16 protein-coding genes are annotated in these 25,418 nt (G+C 73.5%); 4 read left to right on the top strand and 12 right to left on the bottom strand.

The annotated features are described in order from the left end of the window. Window positions 1-387 precede the first annotated feature (387 nt). Window positions 388-2,688, top strand: coding sequence for an FAD-dependent oxidoreductase (locus ABZ622_RS21810; protein ID WP_360545532.1), 2,301 nt, complete (start codon window positions 388-390; stop codon window positions 2,686-2,688). Between the two features lie 63 nt (window positions 2,689-2,751). Here the strand turns inward: ABZ622_RS21810 and ABZ622_RS21805 are convergent, their stop codons facing one another. Next, on the bottom strand, window positions 2,752-3,540 hold the full coding sequence (locus ABZ622_RS21805; RefSeq protein WP_360545530.1) for an IclR family transcriptional regulator: 789 nt from the start codon (window positions 3,538-3,540) through the stop codon (window positions 2,752-2,754). Between the two features lie 132 nt (window positions 3,541-3,672). Beyond that, window positions 3,673-4,524, bottom strand: coding sequence for a LysR substrate-binding domain-containing protein (locus ABZ622_RS21800; RefSeq protein WP_360545528.1), 852 nt, complete (start codon window positions 4,522-4,524; stop codon window positions 3,673-3,675). 81 nt (window positions 4,525-4,605) lie between these two features. Between ABZ622_RS21800 and ABZ622_RS21795 the strand changes: the two genes are divergently transcribed. Both ABZ622_RS21795 and ABZ622_RS21790 read left to right on the top strand, forming a co-directional pair. Then, window positions 4,606-5,103, top strand: a complete 498-nt coding sequence (locus ABZ622_RS21795; protein ID WP_360545526.1) for a cupin domain-containing protein — start codon at window positions 4,606-4,608, stop codon at window positions 5,101-5,103. Between the two features lie 171 nt (window positions 5,104-5,274). Next, on the top strand, window positions 5,275-5,634 hold the full coding sequence (locus ABZ622_RS21790; protein WP_360545524.1) for a DoxX family protein: 360 nt from the start codon (window positions 5,275-5,277) through the stop codon (window positions 5,632-5,634). Window positions 5,635-5,767: 133 nt separating this feature from the next. Here ABZ622_RS21790 and ABZ622_RS21785 read toward each other — a convergent pair whose 3' ends face one another. Then, window positions 5,768-6,799 carry an SMI1/KNR4 family protein gene (locus ABZ622_RS21785; protein ID WP_360545522.1) on the bottom strand — a complete coding sequence of 344 codons (1,032 nt, stop codon included), beginning with the start codon at window positions 6,797-6,799 and terminating at the stop codon, window positions 5,768-5,770. A gap of 150 nt (window positions 6,800-6,949) precedes the next feature. Next, window positions 6,950-10,657: a CHAT domain-containing protein gene (locus ABZ622_RS21780; RefSeq protein ID WP_360545520.1), complete on the bottom strand. Its 3,708-nt coding sequence runs from the start codon at window positions 10,655-10,657 to the stop codon at window positions 6,950-6,952. 101 nt (window positions 10,658-10,758) lie between these two features. Here ABZ622_RS21780 and ABZ622_RS21775 point away from each other — a divergent pair, with 101 nt between their 5' ends. Continuing rightward, the gene (locus ABZ622_RS21775) at window positions 10,759-11,748 is read left to right on the top strand and encodes a hypothetical protein (RefSeq protein ID WP_360545518.1); all 990 of its coding nucleotides are present in this window, start codon (window positions 10,759-10,761) and stop codon (window positions 11,746-11,748) included. Between the two features lie 40 nt (window positions 11,749-11,788). On the opposite strand, the gene ABZ622_RS21770 is transcribed toward ABZ622_RS21775, so the two are convergent. Genes ABZ622_RS21770 through ABZ622_RS21735 form a run of 8 tightly spaced genes read right to left on the bottom strand, consistent with a single transcriptional unit; the run spans window position 11,789 to window position 25,089 of the window. Beyond that, a complete protein-coding gene (locus ABZ622_RS21770; protein ID WP_360545516.1) occupies window positions 11,789-14,407 on the bottom strand; it encodes an AAA family ATPase in 2,619 nt (872 codons plus the stop codon). Then, window positions 14,404-15,789, bottom strand: coding sequence for a hypothetical protein (locus ABZ622_RS21765; protein WP_360545514.1), 1,386 nt, complete (start codon window positions 15,787-15,789; stop codon window positions 14,404-14,406). The genes ABZ622_RS21770 and ABZ622_RS21765 overlap by 4 nt, the downstream gene beginning before the upstream one ends. Further along, a complete protein-coding gene (locus ABZ622_RS21760; protein ID WP_360545512.1) occupies window positions 15,786-16,478 on the bottom strand; it encodes a 4Fe-4S single cluster domain-containing protein in 693 nt (230 codons plus the stop codon). The genes ABZ622_RS21765 and ABZ622_RS21760 overlap by 4 nt, the downstream gene beginning before the upstream one ends. Beyond that, on the bottom strand, window positions 16,475-18,118 hold the full coding sequence (locus ABZ622_RS21755) for a VWA domain-containing protein (protein ID WP_360545510.1): 1,644 nt from the start codon (window positions 18,116-18,118) through the stop codon (window positions 16,475-16,477). Before ABZ622_RS21755 ends, ABZ622_RS21760 begins: the two co-directional genes overlap by 4 nt. After that, the gene (locus ABZ622_RS21750) at window positions 18,115-19,497 is read right to left on the bottom strand and encodes a sugar kinase (RefSeq protein ID WP_360545508.1); all 1,383 of its coding nucleotides are present in this window, start codon (window positions 19,495-19,497) and stop codon (window positions 18,115-18,117) included. The genes ABZ622_RS21755 and ABZ622_RS21750 overlap by 4 nt, the downstream gene beginning before the upstream one ends. Beyond that, window positions 19,494-21,992: a hypothetical protein gene (locus tag ABZ622_RS21745; protein WP_360545506.1), complete on the bottom strand. Its 2,499-nt coding sequence runs from the start codon at window positions 21,990-21,992 to the stop codon at window positions 19,494-19,496. The genes ABZ622_RS21750 and ABZ622_RS21745 overlap by 4 nt, the downstream gene beginning before the upstream one ends. Next, entirely contained in the window at window positions 21,989-23,164 is a 1,176-nt protein-coding gene (locus ABZ622_RS21740) for a hypothetical protein (protein WP_360545504.1), read from the bottom strand. The genes ABZ622_RS21745 and ABZ622_RS21740 overlap by 4 nt, the downstream gene beginning before the upstream one ends. A 38-nt stretch (window positions 23,165-23,202) precedes the next feature. Further along, the gene (locus ABZ622_RS21735) at window positions 23,203-25,089 is read right to left on the bottom strand and encodes a hypothetical protein (protein ID WP_360545502.1); all 1,887 of its coding nucleotides are present in this window, start codon (window positions 25,087-25,089) and stop codon (window positions 23,203-23,205) included. Window positions 25,090-25,418 lie beyond the last annotated feature (329 nt).

Here is a 25,418-nt window from a genome sequence, read left to right as displayed (position 1 = left end):
AAGGCCGTGCACCGGCAGCCGGATGCGACGCGGCCGGGCGCGAGTGGTGGTTCGCCCCGTCCCCTGTTTCGCCCGAGGCCCTGTGTGAATGCCATTGCATGCTCCATTGAACGCAAGTTGCAGCATGCGGGATCGTTCTCCATATCGTGCGACGGCGTCAACCCTATTGGTGAGTGAATCGCCGATTCTGTGCGGGACCGGCGAAGTCGCCGCACTTTTCCATGAGCTGGGCCGTCGGCCCGCGGCGACGGTGTCGTCGGCTGCGCTGGAAACTTACAACACATCCCACTGACTGAACAGTGGTTGCACAATATGGATGTGATGTACGTTCAAGGTCGCTCCGCTGCGGCGGAGAGAGTCCGAGCTTCACATCAAGGAGGCCGCACCGTGCGGGAAGAAGAGGCCCATTACGACATCGCCGTCATCGGCGGTGGCCTGGCGGGGACCTGTGCGGCCATCGCCGCGGCGCGGCTCGGCCGGCGCGTCGCACTGGTCAACAACCGGCCTGTCCTGGGCGGCAATGCCAGCAGCGAGGTCCGGGTCTGGGTCTGCGGCGCCACCGCCCACGGTGTGCACCGCTGGGCCCGGGAGACCGGCATCATGGGCGAGCTGTACACCGAGAACCAGTTCCGCAATCCCGAGGGCAACCCGTACTACTGGGACCAGGTGGTCCTCGACGCCGTCCGGGCCGAGCCGAACATCGACCTGTACCTCAACACCGACGTACGCGAGGCCGAAGCGAGCGGCCCGGACGACGCGCGCGAGGTGCACTCCTGCACCGGCTGGATGATGGGGTCCGAGCGGCGCATCACCTTCCACGCGCGACAGTTCCTCGACTGCACCGGCGACGGCCTGCTCGGCCACCTCGCCGGCGCCCGCTACCGCATCGGCCGCGAGGCACGCGCGGAGTTCGGCGAGCCCTGGGCACCCGAGGCGGAGGACGAGGCGCTGCTCGGGTCGACCATCCTGTTCCACACCAAGGACACGGGCCGGCCGGTGAAGTTCGTACCGCCCGCCAGCGCCCGCGACCTCACCACCACGCCCATCCTGCGCAACCGCGTCCTGCGCACCGGGGACAACGGCTGCGACTACTGGTGGATCGAGTGGGGCGGCGAGCTCGACACCGTTCACGACAACGAACGCATCCGCGACGAGCTCCAGTCCGTGATCATGGGCATCTGGGACCACATCAAGAACTCCGGCGAGTTCCCGGACGCCGAGAACCTGACCCTGGAATGGGTCGGCAGCCTCCCCGGCAAGCGCGAGTACCGCCGCTTCCTCGGCGACCACATGCTGACCCAGCAGGACATCCTCGAACAGCGGCAGTTCGCCGACCGCGTCGCCTTCGGCGGCTGGTCCGTGGACCTCCACCCGGTGCAGGGCATGTACGCCGACGAACCCGGCGCCCGCCAGCGCTACGCGGACGGCATCTTCCACATCCCGCTGCGCTCCCTGTACTCGGCGAACGTCACGAACCTCCTGTTCGCCGGGCGCAACATCTCCGCCACCCACATCGCCTTCGGCGCCACCCGCGTCATGGCCACCTGCGCCACGCTCGGCGAGGCCGCGGGCACGGCCGCCGCGCTCTGCGTCGCCGAGGGCCTCACCCCGCGCGAACTCGCCGCGAAACGCCCGGATCTGGTACGCCGCACCCTGCTGCGGCAGGACGCCTCGGTCATCGGCCTGCACGACGACGACCCGGAGAACCTGGCGCGCACGGCCCGCGTCAGCGCCTCCTCACACCTGAGCCGCCTGGCCGCCGAGCCCACCCGGACCGCACCCGGCGAGCCGTACCCGCTCGACCGCGACCTCGCGCTGCTGCTGCCCGTGGACCCCGCGCTGGACACGGTCGACCTGCTCGTCCACGGCGTCCCGGGCGAGCCGACGGGCGAACTCACCGTGGAGCTGTGGAGCACCGGCCGCCCCGAGAACGCGGTCCCGGTCGACCACCTGCTCACCACCGCGGTCACCGTGCCGGCCGACGGCCCCCACTGGGTCACGGCCCGCCTGGACCACCGCCCGGACGCCCCGGAGAACGTCGTCCTGATCGTGCGCGCCTGCCCGGGTGCCGCGCTGGTCCTCGTCCCCGAGCGCACCGACGGCGTCCTCGCGCTGCGCAGCAGGGCCGAGGGGGACGCGGCCGTCGACCACGACATTCCGGAGGAGGACGGCCAGCTGGTCCTGGATTGGCAGGCCCGCGGCCTGCGCCGTCGGACCTTCGGCTTCCGCGCCGCCCCGGACACCGGTGCGTTCCTGCCCGAGCGGGCCGTCGGCGGATTCCAGCGCGCCTACGGAGGCCCGCAGATGTGGTCGTCCGAGCTGCTGCCCGACCCGGACCGGGCCGAGCAGTGGCTGAGCCTGGACTGGGACGAGGAGCGGCAGCTCACCGAGACACGGGTGGTGTTCGACGACGACGTCGACGAGTACCTCAACAACCTGCACCGCCACCGCACCCCGTTCGAGGTCATGCCGGAACTGGTCCGCGACTACCGCATCCAGAGCCGCGAGCCCGACGGCACCTGGAGCACGCTGCTGACGGTGCAGGGCAACCGCCGCCGCCACCGCGTGCACCCGCTGAACGGTGCGGACGGCGGGCCCCTGCGCACCGACGCACTGCGGCTCGTGGTGGATGCGACGCACGGCGCGCGGCACGCGCACGTGATCGCGTTCAAGGCGTACGGAGCGTAACGGCACGGCGAAGGGGCCCGGTGGAGGTTGGCCGACCTTCACCGGGCCCCTTCGCCATGTGGTTCAGAGCACGCCGAGTGCCTGGCTGATGGCGTCGGCGGCTTCGATGACCTCACGGGTGAGGGCGAGCCGCTGCCCGTTGGTTTCGGTGTGGTTGCCGAGGAGGGAGGCCGGGCCCCACAGCGAGATGGCGGCGACGACGTCGCCCGAGGCGTCACGGACGGGCGCGGCGAGGGAAGCACGGCCCAGGGCGCGTTCCTCGGCCTCGATCGCGTAGCCGGTGCGGCGGACCGTGTCGATCTCGGCGTCGAGGACGTCGTGGCTGGTGGTCGTGTAGTCGGTGTGTGCCGCGAGCGGCTCGGGAAGCAGCTTGCGGCGCTCTTTGGGCGTGAGGCCGGTGAGCAGGCACTTGCCGATGCTGGTGGCGTGCAGCGGAGCCGTGTGCCCGGCCTGCGTATAGGACTTCGGGGCGCGGTGTCCCTCGAAATTGCACAGGAACATCAGCTCGGAGTCCCGGCGGACGGCGACATTGGCCCCCAGCCCGGTGCGGGTCGCGAGGTCCTGGAGGACCATGCGGGCCGCGCGGTGGACGGGATGGCGGTTGGTCGCGGTGGCGGCGAGCGGGAGAATCCCGAGGCTGAGGCGGTAGAGATTGCTGACCGGGTCGCGTTCGACCATGTCGAGCCGTTCGAGGGTGGACAGGAGCCGAGAGGTGGTGGAAGACCCCAGTCCGGTGAGTTCGGCGACGTCGGAGACGCGTAGTTCGGCGCGGCCGGCGTCGAGTGCGCGCAGTACTGAGACCGCTCGTTCGACGCTCTGGTTCGTCCCGGCATCGGTCGCCCGCGTAGCCATGACCCTCCTCATTTTGCAAATGGCTTGCACTATCTGCATCAGCATATCGCGTTCGCCTGGGGCATGCCCCTGAGTTCCACCGGCTCGCGGGGGACGGCGTCGGGCCGATGCGGCGGCACCGGTCGCCGGTGCTCAGTGGCGGTACGTGGCTGTCGCGATCTCGACGAAGGACCGGATCAACGGGTTGGTGTCACCTTCGTTCCACGCCGCCACCACTCGGCTCGGTGCCATGTCGATCAGCGGCACCACGGCCAGCTCCACGGGCAGGTCGTGTCCGAACGGGGCCAGTCCGACCGTGCTGTTCCACAACACGGCCTGCTGGCATTCCTGAACGGTGCGCACCACTGGCCCCTCGCGCGGCGTACCGCCGTTCCAGTACGACTGCCAGACGGGGTCGGTGCCCTGCGGAAACTGGAACCAGCGGCGGTCGCTCAGCTCGGCCAGCCGCAGCCGGTCATGGCGGGCCAGTGGATCGTCGGCGCGCAGAACCGCCCCCACCGGATCGGTTCGCAGCGGACGCACCGTCAGGGCGGTCTCGTCGAACGGCGCCCGGGTGAGGGCGATGTCGACCAGTCCGGCGCGCAGCCCGCACGTCGGGTCGGTCAGGTCGGTGTCACGGATGCGGATGTCGATGCCGGGGTGGTTCCGGCGGTAGGCGGCGGCCAGCCCGGACACTCCCGGGTCGGTGCCGTCGCCCAGGATGCCGACGGTGATGGTCGCGGCGCCGGCCGCCTCGCCGACGCGTACGCGGACGCGGTCGGCATGGTCGAGCAGAGCCCGCGCCTCGTCGAGCAGCACCGCGCCCACCGGCGTGAGCGTGACGCCGGTGGGCGAGCGGGCGAGGAGCAGGGCCCCGACGTCGGCCTCCAACTGCTTGATCGCCCGGCTCAACGGCGGCTGGCTCATGTGCAGTCGGGTGGCGGCCCGGCCGAAGTGGAGTTCCTCGGCGACCGCCACGAAGTAGCGCAAGGTCCGTAGCTCCACGCTGCAACGATACCCACGAGGTATCGGCGCCGCGAGACAGGTCTTGGACACCGGCGGGCTCCGGGCGGTGCACTTGTGAGCATGACCGAAGAAGAAGCGAAGACCATCGAGCCGCAGGCCGGCCCCGCCGTGTCGGTGGTGCGTCCCGACGACGGTGAGACGATCGTCCTGGGCACCACGCGCATGCGCGTTCTGGAGGACGGCAGCCACACCGGACATCGCCTCGCGATCGCCGAGTCCGTCCTCGCCCCGCGCACCCAGGGACCGCCGCAACACCGCCACGCCCAACACGACGAGGGCTTCTACATCCTCTCCGGCACCGTGCGGTTCACCGTCGGGGACGAGGACTACGACGCCGCCGCAGGCACGTTCGTGATGGTTCCGCCAGGCACCCCGCACACCTTCGCCAACCCGGCCGACGAGCCCGCAGTCATGCTCAGCACATTCACCCCCGACCTGTACGTGCAGTACTTCCGCGACCTCCAGGAGGCGTTCGCCGACGGCCGGCCGCTGACGCGACAGGCCAACATCGACGCGATGAGCCGCTACGCGACCGAGCCCGCCGCCGGCCCCGCCTGAAGCCGACGGGACGGAACGGCCCAGCCCCCCTCTTCCGGCCGGCCGGGCCGTGGCCGCCGGCGCCTTTCCCGTCCGGCCCCCCGGACGACGGACCGGGCCTTCTCCAGGGCCTTCCCCGGCAATCGACGCAATCGACGGGCCCCGCGAACCGGTGGTCCAAGAACGGGAACGATGGACATCATCTACTGGATCGTCGCCGGGCTGCTCGCCCTCTTCTACTTCTACGCAGGCACGCTGAAGGTGATCCGCAGCCGCGATCGGCTCCGCCCGATGATGGCGTGGGTCGACCGCGTGTCCTTGCCCGCACTCAGGGCGCTGGGGGCGGTCGAAATACTCGGAGCGACCGGCCTGGTCCTGCCGCCCCTGACCGGCATCGCGCCCTCGCTGGCGCCGGCCGCGGCCACCGGCTTCGTCCTCCTGCAGACCGGTGCGATCGCCATGCACCTGACCGGCGGAGACCGCCGGATCGCACTCAACGTCGGGCTCACCGCCACCGCGGCCGTGACCATCTGGCTGGCCACCAGGCTGTGATCGAGCACCGTCTGCGACCGGAGGATGCGAATCCGGGGCCGGCCGCACCGCCGCCGCCGTCCCTGCTCACCACCCGCCCGGTCCGCGTCGCAGGCGGCCGCCACGGGCCGGGGTCGCCGCCCGACGCGCGCGGCTACCGGTCGTCGGTCGCTGCGGCGAGTCCGTCGAGCAGGGCGGTGACGGCCGCGTCGGTCATCCGGTAGCCGTCGGCGGTCTCGGCGATACGCCCCGAGGCGACACGGGAGTCCCACCAGTCCTCGACGAAGCCGGGGGCGTATCCGCCGGTGCTGAAGTCGTAGGGATCGGCCACGAGTCCGAAGACGATCATGAGCTCGTAGTCCGGCAGCGCGTAGGAACGCTCGTGTCCCGCGGGCGGCTTCATGTACCGGTCGAGGGAGTCGACCCGGTTGAAACTGGTGAACAGCCAGAACAGGCAGTCGTACATCAGCGTGGAGCGCTCATCGGCATGCAGGGCGAAGAACCCCTTGTCGTGCACGATGGCCTCCGCGAGCCTGCGCAGGCGCCGGTCCGCGTCGGGCAGGACATCGGCGACCTCGCGAAAGGCACGGGACAGCACCGGGGAGAAGCTGCCGTCGCGGACGGTGGCCAGCGCGTCGATCCGGTCCTGCTCTGAGGTGTCGTAGACGGACTCGTCGACCAGACCCGTGATGAAGGCCTCGAAGTTCTCCGCCACCGGGGTGATCGCGAAGTCGTCCTCCTGGTCGACGTGGACCACGGTCGGTTCACCGTGCCTGCCGCAGGCGCGGTAGTCGAGGGCGAGCATGTCGTGACCGGCCGAGGGTGTGTCGGCGAAGTAGACACCGATGTCGGGGTACTCCCACATGTCGATCCAGAACCGGCTGCCGTACTCGCCGCCGAGCGACTGCGGACGTGTCCGTCCCACGCCCCTGATGCCGGTGATCGCGATGTGGTCGTCGGCCCAGGAGGTCGGCTCGGTCATGGGGAAGTGGTCCCGGTCCGGAATGCCGCCGTTGTGCGCGGCCATCAGCGCGATGTACGAGTCGGGCAGCCGGTATCCGCCGAGCTCCTCCTCCACCGACGCGATCAGTTCCGGTGTGGGCGGGGCCCCCTCCACGTACTCCCGCAGCGCGTATGCCGAGTCGTCCCAGAACCCGGCCACGTCGAAGCCTTCGAAATGTCCCACTGTGCCCTCCCAGGCCCGCTCGCCCGGCGATCGTACGTCCCGGACCCGGACGCGAGCACGGCGCCCCCGGCTTCGAGGGGGTGGGCCGTCGACTCCGTCGGGGCCGACCCGGCACGGTGTCCTCGCCGTACTCCTGCCCCGACCGGAGTGCTACCCGCCGCCCGCCGTGGGATTGCCCTGGTGCGTGAACGCCGCCCAGTGGTACAACCGGTGCAGATCCGGCCGGGCGGCCTCGGCGCGGAGGGGACCGTCGAGGGTGGGCGGGGGTACGCGGTGCGGGTCGAGCATCCAGAGCTGGGCGGCGCGCAGGGCGTCGGGCGGGGCCAGGCCCCGGGCAGTGAGGTGGTGGTGGAAGACCGCCATCATCACCGAGGTCGGGCCGTCGCGCACCGCCCAGCGTGAGCCCACGACATCGGCGGCCCCGCCCGTGACCAATGCGGTGGCGAGGGTCAGTGCCTCGTCGTGATGGCCCGCGCTCAGGTCGGTCTCGCAGGCGCTGAGGACGATCAGGGGGCCTGCGGCGCCGGGCCCCCGGTCGGCGGAGGCGTCGAGGATGTCGGCGACGGTGAGCCTGCCCGCGTCGGCTCCGGCACCGGGCGGGACGGCGAGCCGCAGTTCCGAGTCGGTGGGCCGGGGTGCGGCGACGGCGTGGCAGGACAGGTGCACCAGGGAGGCCGGGGTCGTGCCTCCGGGCAGCACGGCGAGCAGGTCCTCCGGTGTGCCCGCGGCATCCCGTTCTCCGTCGGCGGTGAAGAACTCGCCGTAGCGCAGTGCTCCGGCGTAGCAGGCGGAGCGCAGTGCTGCCGTCTCCAGCTCGGCCCACGGCAGGGTGAGTTCCGGGTCGGCGACGAGCACCTGCGGTCCGGTGGCGGGGGTCATCCGCCGCCGGCCGGCAGCCGCCAGGAACTGGGCGCCGGAAGGGGCGTAACTGAGAACCGCCTCTTGGCAGGCGTACCGGTGGCCGTGCTCGCCGAGGCCCCGGATGCGCGCGGCGTGCCAGGGGACGACACCGAGCGGGCCGCACGGTACGAGGACGATCCGTGGCGGCCGGGCCAGAGGCCACTGGGCCGCGAGCAATGGCCGTACGGCGCCGAGCACCGGTCCCATCACGGCCCGCCAGGCCCAGTCGCACAGCGTGCCCAGCGCCTTCTGCCAGCGCCCTTCGCACGCGGCGAGCGCCGCCGGTCCCTGCTGCGGGTCGGTGAGCACCCGGGAGCGTTCCGCCGCCGCCTCCAGATAGCGGTCCAGTGGTGGGCTGCCCGACTGGAGCAGCTCCGGCAGCGCGACCGCGACCGGGGCCGCGCCGGGGCGGAGGATCAGCGCACGGCCGGGGAACCCGCCGCCGGCCATCGGCACTCCGGCCACCAGGTACACCAACGCGTCGGTGTCCGTGGCGGCGAGGCCCGCGGACAGTTCGGCCGGGCCGGTGGCGCCGAGGAGCGGCCGGGTGCCCGGACTTTCGGTGGCTCCCCGGCCTGCTCCGAGCGCCTTGAGCGCCTTGCGCCGCAGACCGCTGGGGATCGGTGGGGTGTCGTCGGGGGCCTGCGGCTCTCGGGCACCGTGGGCCGTCACCGCGGTGGGGCGGACCGGGTGCGCGAAGACCTGGGTCCGCCACTGCCGGGCGACTCCGGGGTGGCCCGCGGCATCGAGCAGTGCCGGGATGCCCCGGGTGGCGGCGGCCGACTGGAGCACCAGGGCACGGCCCCGCTCCAGGTCGGCCACTGCGTCCACCGGCCGGTTGACGCGGAAGGCGATGAACGCGAGGCGCCGCGACAGCATGGCCCCGTTGAGCGCCGCGGACAGGCCGTGGTCGGCGCCGGACTGGAGCAGGACGTCGGCGGCCAGTTCACCCAGCGCCTCGCGGAAGACCTCGGTGCAGTCCCGCTGGTCGGCGGCGCGGTGCGGGCCGCCGCGCGCGGCGCGCATGAGGTGGGCCTCGGCCAGCTTCGTCAGGACGTCCACACGGTGTGCCCGGCCGCGCCCCTCGGTGATCAGCACACGGACACGGGTCAACTCGGTGATGGCTTCGTCCAGCAGTTCCCCGGGCCCTTCACCGCGCACCACGTCGAACAGCATCCGCAGGCCGAGAGCGCCTCGCCGGTCGTACTCCTGGTCGTGGTAGAGCTGGGGATCGTCGAGGGCATGGCGGAGCTCGGAGACCGCGCGATGCAGGATCTCCGGTTCGGCCGCCTCGGGCCGCGCGGGTTCGAGGGCCCCCTCGGGTGTCCGGCTCTCCTGCCGGGCGGGCGGCAGGAGGGCGTCCAGCTCGGTGATCCGTTCTTCCAGCTTCTCGCGCCGGTCGCTGTCCGGTGGCAGGGCCGCGTACCGGCCGCGCAGTTCCGCGCCCAGGCGGGGCAGTTCCGCGTGGTCCCCGGTGCGCTGGGCGTGGCTCAGCTCGGCAGCGGCGGCGGAGAGCGCGAGGTCGAGGACGAACGGCGCGTCGGGCGGCACCGAGCCGTCACGCTCCAGGGCGGCGCGCAGTTCGCGCAGGGTGACCAGCGCGACGTCGGCGTCGTGGAAACTGCCTCCGTACACGGCGGCCTGCTCCAGGATGCCGACCAGCTCCGCCTGCAGGGAAACGCCCCACCAGGAGCCGGCGGGGCTCGCGTCGATCGCCTCCCCGAGCAGCGCGGCGGCGTCGTCCAGATAGCCGGGGTCGCCGGTGCGGTAGGCGAGGAGCCGGTCCAGGTGAGCCGCCGACTGCCGTTCGCGGATGCCGGTGTGGGCGACGAAGTCCCGTACGTGGCTGTCGAGATACGGGAGGACGCCGGGGTCCACGGTCGTACTGATCGGCCAGTCGGCCAGGCGGTCCGCGCTGTCGCCGTCCGGCTCGGGCGTGGGCCGCTCCACTTCGGAGAAGTCGGCCGCCTCGTCGGTCAACATCTCCCATTCGAGCAGCAGGTAGGCGTGGAGCCTGGCCACCCGGGCCCGCTGCGGCGTGTCCGGCGGCAACGCGCGCAGCCTCCTCAATACGAGGTCGGCGGCCCGGCGTACGCCGTCGGCGCCTGCCGCGCGGCCGTCGCGCGCCCCTCGCACCAGCCGCGCGGCCTCCGGGTCGAGGGTCGGGTCGTCGGACGTGGAGTCGCCGCCCGGACCGGAGGAGAACTCGGCGGTCAGCCACACGAGTACACGGGTGAACCGCGCCGTGCTGCACGAGCCGGCCAGGTCCACCAGTCCCCGTACAGCATCCAGGAGTCGGCTCTGCGCCGAGGGAGCCGCGTCGGCGCCGTCGCGGGCCGCCGCGGCGTGATCCGCCCCGTCGGCGGAATCGGCGGAAGCGGACCGGGCGGACCGGGCGGACCCGGCCGCGAGCATCTGCTCGATGTCCTCCCGGTTGCTCTCGGTCCGCCTGCGGAACTCCTCGTCGCCCGGCGCCTCGGCGATCCGGTCGGTCACCTCCCTGGCTTCGGTGAGGTCGCGGCGCAGTGCCTCCGTGAGGACCCGCCCGTCGGCCGCGTCGAGCAGCGCGTGCTGCAGGGCGGTGCGGCTGCCGTCGGCCCGGGGCAGGGCCCAGGGCGTGAGCAGGAAGAGCAGCAGCATGCGGGACAGCACCGCGAGCGGGGCATCGGTGGGTCCATGATGGTCCACCCAGCGCAGGCGCCGCAGCGCCTCGGCCCGCTCGTCGGGGTCGAGCGTCGCGCCGCCGCGCCGTAGGTGGCAGCGCGTGCCGATCAGCAGGGCCACATGCACGAAGACGTCGGAAAACTCCTCCTCGTTCTGAATCAACTCTCTTTCCAGAGCGAGAAGTTCATCGATCGCGGGCCCCAGCCGGGTCTCGTCCTTCCAGCCCTCGCCCTCCATCAGCCGCCCCGCGGCACGGACCGCCGCGGCTGCCCGCCCGCGCAGTTCCTCAGTCATCGACTCCCCCCTCAAGCCCCGCGCCCGGCGATACGCTGACGGTCTGCACAGCGCGGGGCCGTCGAGCGACGGACCCGCCGAGCACTCCGGGAAGGGGCACCGTGCGCGACGCCAGGACGAGGATCGCAGACGCACTGACGGATTCCGGGCGTGACGAGCGGGAGACGGCACTCCTGGTGCTGGGGCATGCCGTGCGCTGGGCCGCCGACACACTGGGCGGGACCGGCACGCCGCACGCCGCGGGGGACGCCGAGGACACCGACGGGGCCGACGCCCTGACCGCCCTGTACGCGTTGGACGACGCGCTGGCCGGCACCCATGACCTCGCCGACGCGCTGCCCGCACTGCTCCGGGCGGCCCGCGCGGGCGAGCGGCTGGGGCGGGACATCCAGGGCCTGGTGGCCGAACTCACCTCGCTGGCCGGGCGGATCGCGGTGGAGCGCGCCGCCCTCGACGAGTTCCTGGCGCGCGAGGCCGAGCTGCGACAACGCCTCGCGGAGCACGAGAAGCTGCGCCACGAGGTCGACGAACTGCGGCGGCTCGAAGCGCTCGTGGCGGAGCTGGACGGCGTACGGGCACAGCGCGCGGCGATCGACGGACGGCTGCAGGAGCTGCGCGGCCAGGACCCCGACACGGCCGACCAGGAGTTGCGCGCCGCCGCGGATTCCCTGCTGCGCCTCACCGAGCAGCAGCTCTCGGTTCTCGCCCCACGGACCCGGCAGTCCCTGCAACAGGTGGCCGAGGCACAGCGGGAGCTGGAGGACACCCGGCGCAGGATGGGTGAGAGCACACAGGAACTCTCCTCCTTGCAGGAGACGTTGGAGGGCGTCCGGGCGGAGTACGGCGCGGTGTTCGCCTCCCTGACCCGCCATGCCCGGGCCGACCGGGAACTGGCGCAGGCCCTGCACGGGGCCGCGGGCGTCGACGGCGAGGTGCGGGCACCGGGGTTGACGCCGGCCGAGGTGGCGGTGCTCACCGAATCCGTCGAGCGGCGGCTCGCCGAGGCGGACCGCGCCCTGCGCGGTGTCCTCGTGGACGGGAGCGCCCCCGACGCCGACGGCCGGAGGAAGATCACCAGCAGTCCGGCCTGAGACGGGGCTGCCCGGCGTACGGCCGGGCCGTGGGCCCGTATCACCCGGAACGCCCAGGCGGTTCCCCGGTGTGCCGGCTCTCCGCCGGGTCCGGTACGTCCTCGGGCAGGAACTCCGGGCCCTTGTCGCCGGTGTCCCAGCGCGCCGCTTTCAGAGCCTCCATGATCTCCATCAGCCGGCGCACCTCACGGGCGTTGCCGAACGAGTGCGGGTCGGCCCTTCGGGTCTCCTCCAGCCATCGGCGGGCGCGTTCCGCGGTCCCCGGGCCGAGGACGTAGCCGCCCGCCACGGCCGAGCGGCGCAGGATCTCCCCGAGGTCATCCAGGGAGAACTCGGGGAACGGCACTTTCGTGGTGAACCTCGACCGCATTCCCGCGTTGAAGCCGACCAATTCCTCCATCTCCCCGGGGTATCCGGCGGCGATGACGACGAATTGGCCGCGCCGGTGCTCCATCTCCCGGAGCAGAGTGTCCACCGCCTCCGCTCCGAAGCCTCCGGTCCCACGAGTGTCCCGGACCAGGCTGTACGCCTCGTCGATGAACAGCACCCCGCCCAGCGCCCGCTCGACCGCGTCAAGGACCCTGGGTGCGGTCTGCCCGATGTACTGGCCGACGAGGTCGACGCGGGTCACCTCCACGACATGGCCCTTGCGCAGCAGCCCGAGCGCGCGGAACAGCTCCCCGACCAGTCGGGCCACGGTGGTCTTCCCGGTGCCCGGCGGCCCCGTGAACAGCAGATGCGGCGGGTCGAAGGATGCGGCGCCCCGCTCCTGGCGCATCCTCAGCCGCTGGGCCAGGCCCGCCAGTTCCGCGCAGACCGGCCCGAGGCCGACGTACTGGTCGAAGGAGGCGAGGAGTTCCGGGATATCCGGTGCGGGCCGGGGCAGGTGCTCGCGGTAGGTCTCCGGGATGTCGTCGGCGCCGACGGGCTGTTCCACGTCCCGTCCGACGCGTACGGACCACCGGGAACGGACCGCGTCGGCGAGGGTCCGCATCTCCCGGACATTGCCGAACTGCGCGTCGCGGCCGCGGTGCATGCTCTCCACGATCTGCCGCAGCGTTGCCGCCGTGTCCTCCTCGACCTTCAGACCGCCTTGTTCCAGCCGGTTCAGGAGGGTGGTGTGCAGGGTGCCGGGGTCGTAGTCGGGGAAGGTGACGATGTTGGTCTCGGGGAAGCGGCTGCGGAGCCCCGGGTTGGCGTCGAGGAACTGGTTCATCTTGTCCGGGTAGCCGGCCACGACGACCACCAGTTGCCCGCGGTCGTCCTCCATGCGTTTCAGGAGCGCCTGGATCGCCTCGTCGCCGAATCCGTCCCGCTGGTCGCTGAGCCCGTAGGCCTCGTCGATGAACAGCACCCCGCCCAGCGCCCGGTCGACCACCGCGTCGGTGCGCTGCGCGGTCTGTCCGATGTAGCCGGCGACCAGGTCACTGACCTTGGCCTCCACGCAGTGGCCCCGGTCCAGCACGCCGACGTCCCGGTACATCTCCCCCACCAGGCGGGCCACGGTGGTCTTGCCCGTGCCGGGGTTGCCCGTGAACACCAGGTGCCGGGAAGGCGGTTCGCCGTCCTGCGACCGGCCGCGGGCCCGGAGTTCCTCACTCGTCGCCAGCTCCGCGCGCAGGTCCTCGAAGCGGCGTACGAGCTCCCGCGTACCGGGCATCGCGGCCAGCCGCTCCCAGGGGGAGCGTTCGTCGGCGACGTTGCCGCCCAGCCAGGGCCGGACCGATTCGACGTCCAACGCGTCTCCGGCAGCGAGGAGTTGTTCGAGGCGCTCCCGCCAGACGCGGGCGGTCTCGGGCTGACCGGCCATCGCCCGGACCACCCGGTCCAGGTCCCGCCACTCGACCGGCAGCCCCTTGCGCAGCCGTACCGAGTGCACCAGCCGTTCCAGTTCCGGCCCTCGGGGGAGCCCGATCCGGTGGGTGCCGCCGCGGGCGGGCTCGTCGCGTCGTTCGGCGACGAAGGTCTCCAGCTGCGGGCAGCGTCCGAGCCCTTGCAGGAATGCGGCCACCTGGCTCAGGGAGGACCTGTTGAACACCAGGATCCACTGGTTGCCCTCGACGCCCTCGGCCGCCCATTCGGCCAGGGCGCCGGCGAGCTGGCGCGGGGCCTGGTTGTGCAGCAGAAACTCGTCCGCATACGGGAACACCACGGCCGTACGGTGTTCGGTGCTGCGGAGATACCCGGTGAGCGTCATCACACCGAACGGGTCGGCGATCCCCGACGCGCGGGCGGCGCCCACTCCCGAGGCGGAACTCGGCTCCGGTCCCGCGGCGGGCGCGGCGGCCAGGAGCTGGGCACCGCCGAGCGGGCCGCGAAGACCGGCGTGGCGCATGCCACCCGGGCCGGCCCGGCCGTCCGGCCCGGATGTCCGGCGGGCGGGGCGGCGGGACCGTTCCCAGGACTCCTTGTCGCGGAAATAGACCGGGTCGTGCAGGGTGCTGAACACGATCCGGTCGAACCCTTCGGAACGCAGCATGTGCCAGAGTGCCTGTTCCATGGAACGGACCTGACCGGTGCTGTCGACGAAGACGTCGCCCACGCCCGGCCCGTAGAACACCGTGAAGGGCTCTCCGGTACGGACGGCCTGCGGGGCGAGCCGCTCCGTGCCCGGGGGACGCCCGCGGGCGTGGCTGTCCTTCGTCACGATTCCGCTCATGTGCCGGCCCCCCGTCGGCCGGCCCGGCTGCCCGGATCCGCGGGGCCCGGGGTCCCGGGACCCCCGGGGATGACCGTCGGCTCCGAGGGATCCAGGCCCAGGGGCACGCCCTGGTCCCGCAGCGCCCGGTGCACCGCGTCGGCCCGGCTGCGGAGTTCGGCCTCCGCCGTGACGTCGTGGTCGCTCGACTCCACGCGGATCACGCACTGGTCCGAGTCCTTGTCCTCCTGGACGATCTCGACCCTGATCTCGTTGCCGTTGGCCGCGTTGCGCAGCCGGGCGTGGAACGCTCCCCGTTCGTCGTCGTCGGCGTAGCCGGAATCCTCCTCCACCAGGTCGTAGAAGGCGACCTCGGCGAGGGTGTGGGCCACGACATCCGCGAGGTTCACCCGCATCTGCGAGGTGAGCTGGCGCATCCCGGCCCGCTCCACGGCCTGGCCCAGGCCCCGTTCGAGCCGGGGTGCCTCCTCGTCGCGCAGCACCCGCAGGTCCTGTACGCCGGTGTGCGGGTCGCGGGCACGGGAGAGTGCCTCGGCGGTCTCGTGCAGCACCTGGTCGAACTCGCCCTCGGACCAGTGCACGACGTCCAGGGTGCAGTCCGGGACCGGCCGGGCGTCCGGGCCGACGACGGGTCGGTGCCGGTTGTCCTCCGCCAGGGCCTCCACCTGCACCAGGGCCTCGACCGCCTCCTTCTGGGCCAGGCAGCGCTCGAACTCCCGCTGCTCGATGTCCACCCGCAGGTCGCTCAGCTCGTGGAAGGTCTCCTGCGCGACGGCGAGCGCGGCGTCGAAGCGGCCCTCGCCCGCGGTCGCGTCGGCCGTGGCGATCCGCCGGCGAAGCCGGTCGAGGCGGCCGGGGGCGTACCGGTCGTGGGGCAGTTCCCCGTCGATGAGGTCGGCCATGGTGCGGGCGTCGGCGAGCCAGGTGCGTACGGTGTCCTCGGCGCGGGCCCGGTCGGCCTTGAACGCGTCGATCTCCTGGGCGAGGCGGGCGGTCTCGGCCCGCCGCTCGACGCGCTCCGCCGCGAGGGCGCGTTCGGACTCCCGGCGCTGCTCGTCGAGGCGCTGCCGGGTGTTCTCCTCGATGCGGCCCGCCGTCTCGCGCAGGTCCTGGTGCAGGCGTTGGGCCTGGTCGCGCAGTTTGCGGTTGGTGTCGGCCTCGATCTGCCGGGTCCGGTCGCTGAGCCGGTCGATCGCCGCGTCCTGGCGGCGCTGCCGGGCCTGCACCGTGGCGAACGCCCGGTCGACATCGGCCCTGGTCTGCTTGCGTACGTCGGCGACCAGACGCGGGATGTCCCGTTTGACGGCCTGGAGCTGTCGCGCCTTGCGCTGCAGGCGGTGCCACTCCGACTCGTCGATCTGAATCCTCTTCCTGCCGCTCATGACCGTCCCTTCTGCTGTGGAATCGTGTCCGGACCTGTGCCGGAGCCATGGGGGTGCGCTCCCGGGGTCCGGGCGCGGACCGTGTCGACCGCTCGCTCGAAGGCGGCGGGGAAGTCTCGCGGAGGCACCCCGACGAGCAGGGCCTCCGGGCCGTCGACGGCGATCTCGACGTCCCGTGCCCGGCCCTCGAAGTCGTAGCCGCTGTCCACGAGGCGCGGGGTGAGGTGGTGGACCCGCTGGTTGCTGCTGCCGCGCAGACCGCGCCCGTCGTTCAGGGCTGCCATGTACGTGCCGTCGATCAGTACGTCGACGGCGGCGAGCAGTTCGGGCACGTCCGGGGACGGGGGCCGGGTGCGCAGCCGCTCCAGCCGGTGTCCGGTGAAGCAGATCACGGAGACGTCCCTGATCTGCCGGGCCCGCCGGACGAGCCGGGCCAGCCCCGCGGCCTGGCCCATCGGTTCACCGCCCGAGAGGGTCAGTCCGGTGACCCGGGGGTCCCTGAGCAGTTCGGCCGCGAGGTCGTCGGGGTGCGCCGGGCGTGCGGGGCGTTCGGGGATCCACTCCGGCGCGAGGCAGCCGGCGCAGCGGAACGGGCAGCCCTGCACCCACACCACGGAGCGCACTCCGGGCCCGAGCGTGCGGGTTCCGACGCGGGTGGCCGCCACGTTCAGCGGCTGCCGCCCCGTCATCGTGTCCCCTCGGTGCGGGGCGGGGCGGTGCCCGGTGCGGGTGCCGGGCCGCTGTCCGGGCGGTGCGTGAACGACAGCCCGCCGACCACGGCCCGGGCGCCCGGTGCGCAGATCACCCGGTCCGGCCGGCCGGTCGCGCCGTCCGGGACGTACCGGATCATCAGGTCCGTCCCGGGCCCGTCGGCGGTACGGCGGCGGCGGCCGTGCACCGTGCCGCGTCCGCCCTCGCGCGGCTGGAACGCCACCCGCCTGCCGGACAGTGCGATCCGGCCCGGAACACCTCCCTCGAAGACCGGGACGACGATCAACGCCCCGGACAGAACAGGCCGGTTGACGCTCCGCCAGCGCAGCCAGCCGAGCACCAGGACCGCGACGAGGCCGAGCAGGATCCCCGGCAGCAGGAGGACGGAGCCGATGTCCGCGCGCACGGTCAGCGGGCCGCCGCCGACCGCGACCGCCTCGGGCACCTTCAGGTCCACGTCGGGCGCGAGGGCCCGCTGCCACGGGGACGACACCTGTCCGGACACCCGCAGCACGGCCGAGCCCTCCTCGGTGTGCCGGTAGGGCAGGCCGCTTCCGTCCGGCCCGCCCGCGAGGCGCACGGTGTACGTTCTGGACTCGCCGGGGCCCAGGGTCAGCCGTGTCGGCAGACCGCTGATGCCGAGCGGGGTTCCGGCCGCCGAGAGCCGTGCGTCGCTCACGGTCAGCGGCAGGTGCCGGGCGGCCGACCGGAGTGTGACGGCGGCGGTCGCGGAGCCTGTGGTGAGATCGCGGGGGCCGGTCTGCTTCCAGGACGCGGTGACGCCCTTGCCCCGGTCCTCGGCGAGCAGCCGCGCCGCCGAGCGGGCCCGGGTGCTGTCCCCGGCCCGCTGCAGGTAGGAGCCCAGGTCCTGGATGCTTCCCGGGCGCAGGACGAGCGTGTTGTCGACGACGTCCCCGAGCAGCTCGGCGCCGCTCGCGCCGGAGGCCAGCGGCAGCGCGTACCCGGCGAGTTCGGTGCGTGCGCCGATGGCGTCGGCGCGCTTCTGCAGCGCCTTCCAGGGGGCGCCGGTGGACTTGGGGTAGCCGGACCCGCGCGGCGGCTGGTGGCGGCCGTCGGTCAGCATGACCACGGAGGCGACGCCTGCGGCGTCGGTCCGCTCCAGCTCCCGCAGGGCCTGGTCGAGGGCGGCGCCGATGTCGGTGCCGCCGTCCGGGTCGGGGGCGTTGGGCAGCCGGGCGATGATCTTCGCGGGGTCACCGGCCGAGCCGATGTAGCGCGCCTCGGGGCGGTCGTCGAAGGTGATGAGGGCGACGTGGTCGGTGCGGGTCAGGCCGCCGAGGAAGGTGCGCAGGGTCGAACGGACCGTGCCGTAGCGGCCCTTGGCCTTCATCGAGCCGGAGGTGTCGACCAGGATGACATAATCCACGGGCTGGGCGGCGACGCCGAGTTCCCGGTAGATCTCTTCCCGGTTCGGCCCCTCGGCGGCGGTCGCCGGAACGGTGGCCGCCGCCAGGGCGGCCAGCAGGACGGCTCCCACGGCCGCCGCACGCCGCAGCGTGGTCGTGGCACGTGGTGACCGGGTGGTTCGCTTCACGGACGGGCTCCCTGGATGTCGGGCGGATGGGCGGGTTGCCGGGCGTCGCGGGGCAGGGGTCATCCCCCGGGCGGAGGCTGGGAGAAGGGCTGCCCGGGGCCCGACCCGGGCCGCACGTCGACCGGCAGGACACCCAGCGGGAACTCCTCGGGCGGGAGTCCGGCCCCGGGCGGGTGTGCACCGCTCCGGCCCCGGCCGAGCGGCTGGAGTACGAGGTGCGCGGCCCCTTCGGCGGTGACGCGCATCCCGACGTGGAAGCGCTCCTCGGCCACCGCGGGGACCGTCACGACGGCCGCGGGTACACCAGTCTCCGCCCCGGAGCCGCGGACCAGGAGCCGGACCGCGCGTGCACCGCTCCCCCCGGCCGTCGCGGTCCCGAACCTCACCCGCTCCCCGTCGGTCTCGGCGAAGACGGTGGCTCCGCCCGGAACCAGCGTGCCGGGCGGGCTGATCAGCAGTTCGCCGTCCTGGGGCCGTCCGTGCACGGTGCGGTGGACGCCTACGGTGACCGCGTGCGGGTACCGGTCGGCCGCGTCGACGCGGTCCGCGGCCACCAGCGCGGCCCCGAGGACCGCGGCCAGCGCGGGATCGGTGCCCTCCGGCAGCGGCACCGCAGGGCCCAGACGGTCCGCGAGGTGCCGTACCACTGTCCCCGACCGGGCCGCGCCGCCCACCGCGACCACGGGCTTACGGTCCGGGCCGGTGCGGGCGTCCGCGAGGGCCCGGTCCAGGCCGTCCGTGAGCCGGGCGAGGGCCCGGTGTACGACACCCGCGGTGATCTCCCGGCCCGCCACCTCATGGACCACGGTGTCCGCGGTCCGCTCGGCGAGGTCCGGGCGGGCCGTCATCCGGTCGAGCGCGACCTCGGTGCGCCGGGTGCTCTCCGCCCTGGCCAGGTCGAGTCGGCGCAGTACGTCCGGGTCGTCGACGGCGAGGCCCGCCCCGTCGAGCACCGCTCTGTCGAACGCGGCACCGTAGCCGCCGGGCCGCGGCCCGTGCCGGGTCACCCGGGAAACGGTCACGGTCCCGCCGACGAGCGCGCACCGCGCGATGTCGATGCCGGCCGCGCCCAGGTCGCACACCAGCAGCGGCGTCACGGGCGGACCGCCCGCGTGCCGCAGCAGGGCCAGCACCGCGTGCGGGGCGCCGACGAGCCGGGACGGCGGGCCACCGAAGTCCGGTGCGGACCGCGCCTGTTCGCCGTGCGGGACGACCAGGACCAGCTGTCCCGGGGTGCCGCAGTGATCGCGGTACGCGGCGTACGCCACGCCGAGGGCGGCGTCCCGGTCGCCGCGTACCCCGGCCGGGGTGGGCAGGCCCTCGCCGGGCACCGCGCCCGGCAGGTCGACCAGACGTGGCGTCCCGTCCGCGTCGACCCGCGCCACCCGGAGGAAGCGCGAGCCCGCGTCGACGGCGACGGCGGGTTCGGCGCGCGCCGTCATCGGCGTTTCCCGGGCACGATCCGCCCCATCTTCCCCAGGACTCCCCGGCGTTCGCCCTCGGCGGCGGGCTCCGCGGCCATCGGCGTGTCGGGGCCGTGCCGCAGCTCCGTCAGGATCCTGTCGTGCCGGGCCATCTGTTGCCGGCTGTGCTCGGTCAGCAGCACACGCAGCCCCGCGTGCCGGTCGTCCCGCACCAGCGCCCGGTACAGCCGCAGGCCCGGCAGGTCCGCCGCGAGTTCGTCCATGAACCGGGTGACCTGCTCCAGGCCGTACGGCCCCTGCGCCACGATCCACCCGGCTACGGTGTCGAGGAGCTGCGCCGGCAGCCGCAGCGGCGCACCCGCGTCCAGCAGGAGACGGGCCAGCCGCTCGTACGACGCGTGGTCGTTCACCGCCCTGCGGAATTCGTGGACGGGCCGCAGCCAGGCCATGTCGTACCGCTGCGACACCTGCTCCATGAGGTACGCGGGTACGTCGAGGTCGTTGAGCGGGCGTCCATGCCCGACGAGGCGCCGGTGCAGCACCTCGCACACCGGCTGCAGGAAGCTCTCCGGCAGCACGAGCCCCAGCTGCTCGATCACCCGCCAGCCGCGCTGTCCCGGCGTCCCCGCCAGGAGGGCGTCGACGGCGAGGCGGCGCAGTTCGCCGTCCGAGCCGAGCCGGTTGATCAGGGCGGCGATGTACGCCCGCAGTTCCGAATCGTCGGCGAGCCGTTCCAGGCGGGGCATGCCCGGCGTTCCGGTGCGGGTGGCCGCGCAGAAGAGGTCCGCGTCGGCCGCCACGGCGCCCCCGGCCCGCTCCTCGACCGGCACCAGGCGTCCCACGGCCTCGCCGAGGCCGCGTTCGGTCCGGGCGACCCGCCACAGCCTGGGCCACATCGGGCCGAGCACCTCCGGCCGCCGCCGGAGCCGGGCGATCTCCAGTGTGGTCCGCCAGCCTTCCTCGAAGGCCTCGGCGAAGTCGGCGGCGTCCGTGGCGGTGGTCCCGGCCGGTGGCTCGCCGAGCAGCACGGCCGCGAAGCGCAGCCAGCCGGGGGTGGTGTCGGCGGCCAGCTCGGTCCGTGCCCGGCGCACCAGCCGTTCCAGCGGTTTCAGGTCGCGCCGCTTCTTCTTCAGCAGGTACCTGAGCCAGGTCTTGCCGACGGCCGGTTCGCGGAAGAGGATCCGGTCGGCCCGTTCGGTGCTCCGGCCCCACTGGTCCTCCGCCATGTAGATGAGTGATCCCGCCCAGCCCTCGGTCGGCTCCTGGGCCTCCACCAGGGCGTGGAACAGCTCGTCGAAGGTTCCGGGGCGGTGCGCCTCGACCACGTTGTGGACAAGGCCCAGATATCGCTCGGCCTGTTCGAAGGACCGGGCCAGGTCCCCGGCGGCCAGGACCTCCGCGACGAGAAGGGATCGCAGGCGATCGGACCACTGCTCGGCGAGGAGCGCACCGGCGCGCGCCTTCCGGCCGTGTGCGCCGTTGACCAGGTAGCCCGTCAGGACGGTGAGCCGCCGGTCGTCGAGGGAGGCGGCCGGGTGCCGGTCGAGGACCCGGGCCACCTCGGTCAGGTCCCCCGCCCCGGAGCGGACGTCCTCGACCACCGAGTCCAGCAGGTCGGCCTCGCGCAGGGCCTTGAGGGCGCCGCCCGGTCCAGGGGCGGACGTGGCCGGTTCCGTAGCGGCCAGCAGGTGCCGCACGAGTGGCCGGGTGTCGCCGGTCTTCGCCCGCAGCGCGCGCAGACCTTTCAGATAGCCTCGGGCCGCCGAGCCGCGCGGCTCCGGCGGCGGGGCCCCGCCGAACACCGCCGCGCACTGCCCCGCGCGTGCCGTCGGCGCGAAGAACAGCCGCAGGTCGTGCTGTGCCTGGCCGGTCCAGGTCGCGGCGCTGAGCCAGGACCGGCACGCGTACGGCAGGAGCGAGCAGATCGCGTCGAGGGCCCGGACACGGTCGGCGACGTCCGGCAGCGGCCGGCCGGGGCGCGGGGTGATGGCGACCTGCCGGTTGTCGAGCAGCAGCGCGGCGACACCGGACGCCCATGCGAAGCCCAGGTCGTCGACGACGGCGGCGAGTTCAGCGGCCGACGTGTTCTCCACGGTGACCTCGGTCGGGGCGTCGTCGGCCGGCAGCGGCGGTGGCTTCGCCGGCAGTGCGCGGTCGATGCCGGACCAGGTCAGGGCGGAGCGGGAGACGTCCGGCCAGTCGAGCAGGGTCAGGCGCCAGGTGTAGCTGGGTGCGCCGGTGCCGTCGGCCGTCCCGTCCCAACTCGTGTCCACGCAGGCGCAGACGGGGGCGGGGTGGGTGTCCGACGCACCGAGGAACACTCGCCAGGGCAGGGCGCCGTCGGGGTCGTGGCCCTCGGGCGCGCCGGTGGCGGCGGCCCGCCAGAGGTAGGTGCCGGCCCGGTTGCCGGGGAGGCTGCTGCGCAGCACCTCGTACCCCATGGTCCGCCCCGGATGTTTGCCGAGCACCGCCCAGTGCACGGTCAGTTGTTCCTCCCCGAGGCTCTGGTTCACCGTCGTTTTCCCCCGAGCCGGCCGCCCAGGCCGCGTTCGCGGCCCCGGTCCCGGTAGATGCGCTCCTCCAGGTCGATCAGTGGTTCGAGTACGTTGATCGGCTCCGGGGAGGTACGCAGACGCGACGTCCCGTCCACCTCGACCGGCTGGACGTAGTCCCGGTAGTCGAAGACGTGCTGCGGGGTGAGCCGGAAGCCCACGGCGGAGGTCGCGTAGTACGAGATGCGGCGCCGGTCGAAGTAGGCGTGCAGGGCGTCCCGTACCAGGCGTGCGTTGGCTCCGCGGAAGTCGTCGCACATCCACTGGAAGAACTTCGCGCCCTGTTCCGCCGGCACCCGGGGCAGTTGCGCGCCGACGGTGTCCTGGGTGACCCAGCCCGCTTCCACGGCGGGCCGGAAGATGTCCGGGTGGTCGAACTTGGCGACGCAGACGGACACGTAGTGGGGCAGCCTGCCGTCGACGAGCCCCTGGCGGTTGCGGACCTGCGCGGTGAGCTGGGTCAGGGTCGACTGGAGGAAGTTGAAGCTCTCGGTCGCCGTCTCGGCGTCACCGAGCGGGTCGAAGAGGTAGATCAGCCCGTGGGAGCGGGCGAGCTGGCCGACGAGCTGGGCCTGTTGGGGGTGGCCGTTGCCGAAGACCTCCCCGGCCGCGTCCTGGATGTCGAGGACGAAGCTGGGCCGCCGGCCGCTCATCCCCAACTTCCCCTTCCTCTTGGGACCCTGGATGGACCAGGCCATCTCGCGGACGCCCATGGTGGCCTCGGGGAAGGCCCGCTGCCGGGTCAGCAGGTCCATGCCCCGGCTGAGGAACGCGCCGGCCTCCTCCGTCATGCCGCTGATGTTCCAGCCGCCGTCGTGGTGCCGCTGGTGCTGCATGGCGGCGAGGGGCAGCGCGGTCAGGTAGGTCGTCTTGCCCGAACGCGGCGCGCCCCACAGCCCTATCCGGATGCGATCCGCGTCCGGGCCGCCGGACGGGATGCGCTCGGGGGTCGAGTTCGGAACGGAGTCCGGTACGGCCGGCTGCGGTACGGCCCCGGGAGCGCCGGTGGGCGTGTCCCCCTGGTTGTCGGCGCCGTCCCGTGCCGCACCGTCCGGCTCGTTCCTGGTCGGGTCGTGCCCGTTCAGGCCGTTCCTGGTCGGGTCGTTCCTGTTCGGGTCGTAGAGATCGTCCATGGGCTCTCCTCGTGCTGGGGCCACGTCGTGGGGTGGTGTCACATGAGCGGGGCGGCGAAGGCGAACGGGCATTCCGGGCCCTCGTGCCGCCAGGGCGGGTCGAGGGCCCGGACCGCGTCCTGGGCCGAGTCGGTGCCCGGACGGAGCACCCCGTCGGCGCCGAGGGCCCGCCAGGCCTCGTCCGCGTAGCGCCTGGTCTGTCTGCCCGCCGTGTCGGGTGGCGGCGGTCCGGTCGCGGGGTCCGCCCTGGCCAGCACGCGGAAGCCGTCCGTCCGCAGCCGGGCGAGCGCCGCCCGCCAGTCCGTGCCGCGGGGGCAGGCCCGTACGACCCCGTGCTGACGGGACGGGGCCGGCGGCCGGCGGCCGACGATCAGGAGGACCCGGCACGCCCTGGCGGTGCCGGAGTGCACGGCGGGCAGCGAGGCCGCCGCGTGCAGCGCGTCCTCCAGGGACGACACGGCGTCCTGGCGCCGCAGGGCCGGTGTCCAGTCGGCCAGCGCCCGGGGCAGCTCGGCGGGCGGGCGCGCGACGACCGGGGCCCGCAGCAGCGTGCCTTCCTTGGCCCAGGTGCTCTCGTAGTCCGTGTGGTCGTAGTGGCCGACGGCGCCGACCCGGACGGCGGTGCCGGTGTGATCCCTGCGGGCCAGAAGGGCAGCGACGTCCCGTACGAAGGTGAGGCGTTCCTCGGTCTCGGCCAGGTCGGCGCCGCTGAGTTCGACGGTGAACAGCAGATCGAGGCGGGGCGGGCGCACCATCCGGCGGGGCAGACCGGACAGCAGGCGCGGCACATCGACGAAGGACTGCTCGGGCGGCCGCTCACTCGCGGGGGCGACGAGGTCCACCTCGCCGGGGCCGCGCAGCACGAAGGTGAGCTGTGCCGGTTCCAGCGCCCCGACCTTGAGCCGGTGCACGGTCACGGTGGGGGCGCCGTTGCCGTCGGCGGCCGGGGTCCCGGCGAGGACCGGCAGGTGAAGGGGGCTGCCGCCGGTGGCTCCGCCGTACACGGTGACCTCGGCGGTCGCGGTCTCGCCCGGGGCGAGCCGGGAACCCGCGGGGAAGAGCACATGGCTGTACGGGTGCACGGTTCCGGTGTCCCGGTCGGCGCGGGCCAGGAGCAGGGTGTGATCGGTGAGGAGCGGCAGCGTACGCAGGAGTCGCCGTACCCGGTCGACGGCGGCGCGGCGGGCGGGCGTTTCCCCCGGGTGGCCCGGTTCCACCGACGCGGTGCGGTCCGCGGGCAGTTCGAGGCGTACGGCGTGGTCCCGGGCCACGACGGCGGCCGCGCGCCGCAGCAGCTCCCAGCCCGGTGGCGGGCGCAGCAGGACGGCCGTAGTCCCCCGGACGTTCGACAGGCTCGGGGTGAGCCATCCCCGTACGGCGTCGTCGAACGCCTGGCGGTCCACGGGCGGGAGGGTGCCGTTGCCGCCCGCGAGCTGGAAGCGGCGCAGGGTGGCGTCGGCGTCGAGAGCGGGCACGACCGTGCGCCAGGGGGTGCTGTCCGCGTCGCGGAGGACCGGGATTCCGGCTTCGGTGAAGGTCACCCGGGTCAGGTGGAGCCCGTCGGGCGCGCACTCCACGAACGACAGTTCCGCGCGGCCGTGCCGGAGCTCGTCGAGCGGTGCGCCGTGTCCGGCCGGCGCGGGAAGGTCGTCGGGGGCGCTCCGGCCGCCGGGGAGAACGGCCCCGGGCCGCTCCTCCCTCTGCGGCGGGCCGCCCCTGATGACTGCGGCGAGGCACGGGTGGTCGCCCGGGTCGGGTGCGGCGAGTGCCGCCGCTCGCAGGTCCCAGTCGTGTTCCGCCGCCTGGAGTGCGGTCTCGGCGGCTGCCAGGTCCGGTGCCGTCAGTTCACCGAGCACCGGGTCGTCGTGGAGTCGCCAGCCGCAGACCGCGCAGATGTCCCGCCGGTCCTCCGGAGTCGCGCACACCGGACAGACACCAAGCACACCACAGCCCCCCGTAGTCCGTCCGTGCCCCGGCTCGCCGTGGCGGTCCGGGCGCTGCCGAGGCCACGCACCGGTGGCCGCCGTGATCACCCAACCCCCTTGCAGAGGAGGATTGATGATTTCACGTCAGATCTACGTACGGGCGGCTTCCGTGAACCGCTGACGGAACTCGCCGGAGACTCCATCAGCCGACCACGACCGGAACAATCCCCTCCGATCCTCGTCGGCGGCGCCCCGTGCTCACCCACCCACCGGCCGCGCCTCCCCTGCGGCCCCGCGCCGCCGGCACGGCGCCCCCAGATACCGGCGCG

Origin of the sequence: Streptomyces sp. NPDC007164 (genome assembly GCF_040634135.1) — a bacterium.
Lineage (GTDB): Bacteria > Actinomycetota > Actinomycetes > Streptomycetales > Streptomycetaceae > Streptomyces > Streptomyces sanglieri.
Note: the sequence above shows the minus strand (reverse complement) of the source record. Positions and strands in the feature narration are given on the sequence as shown.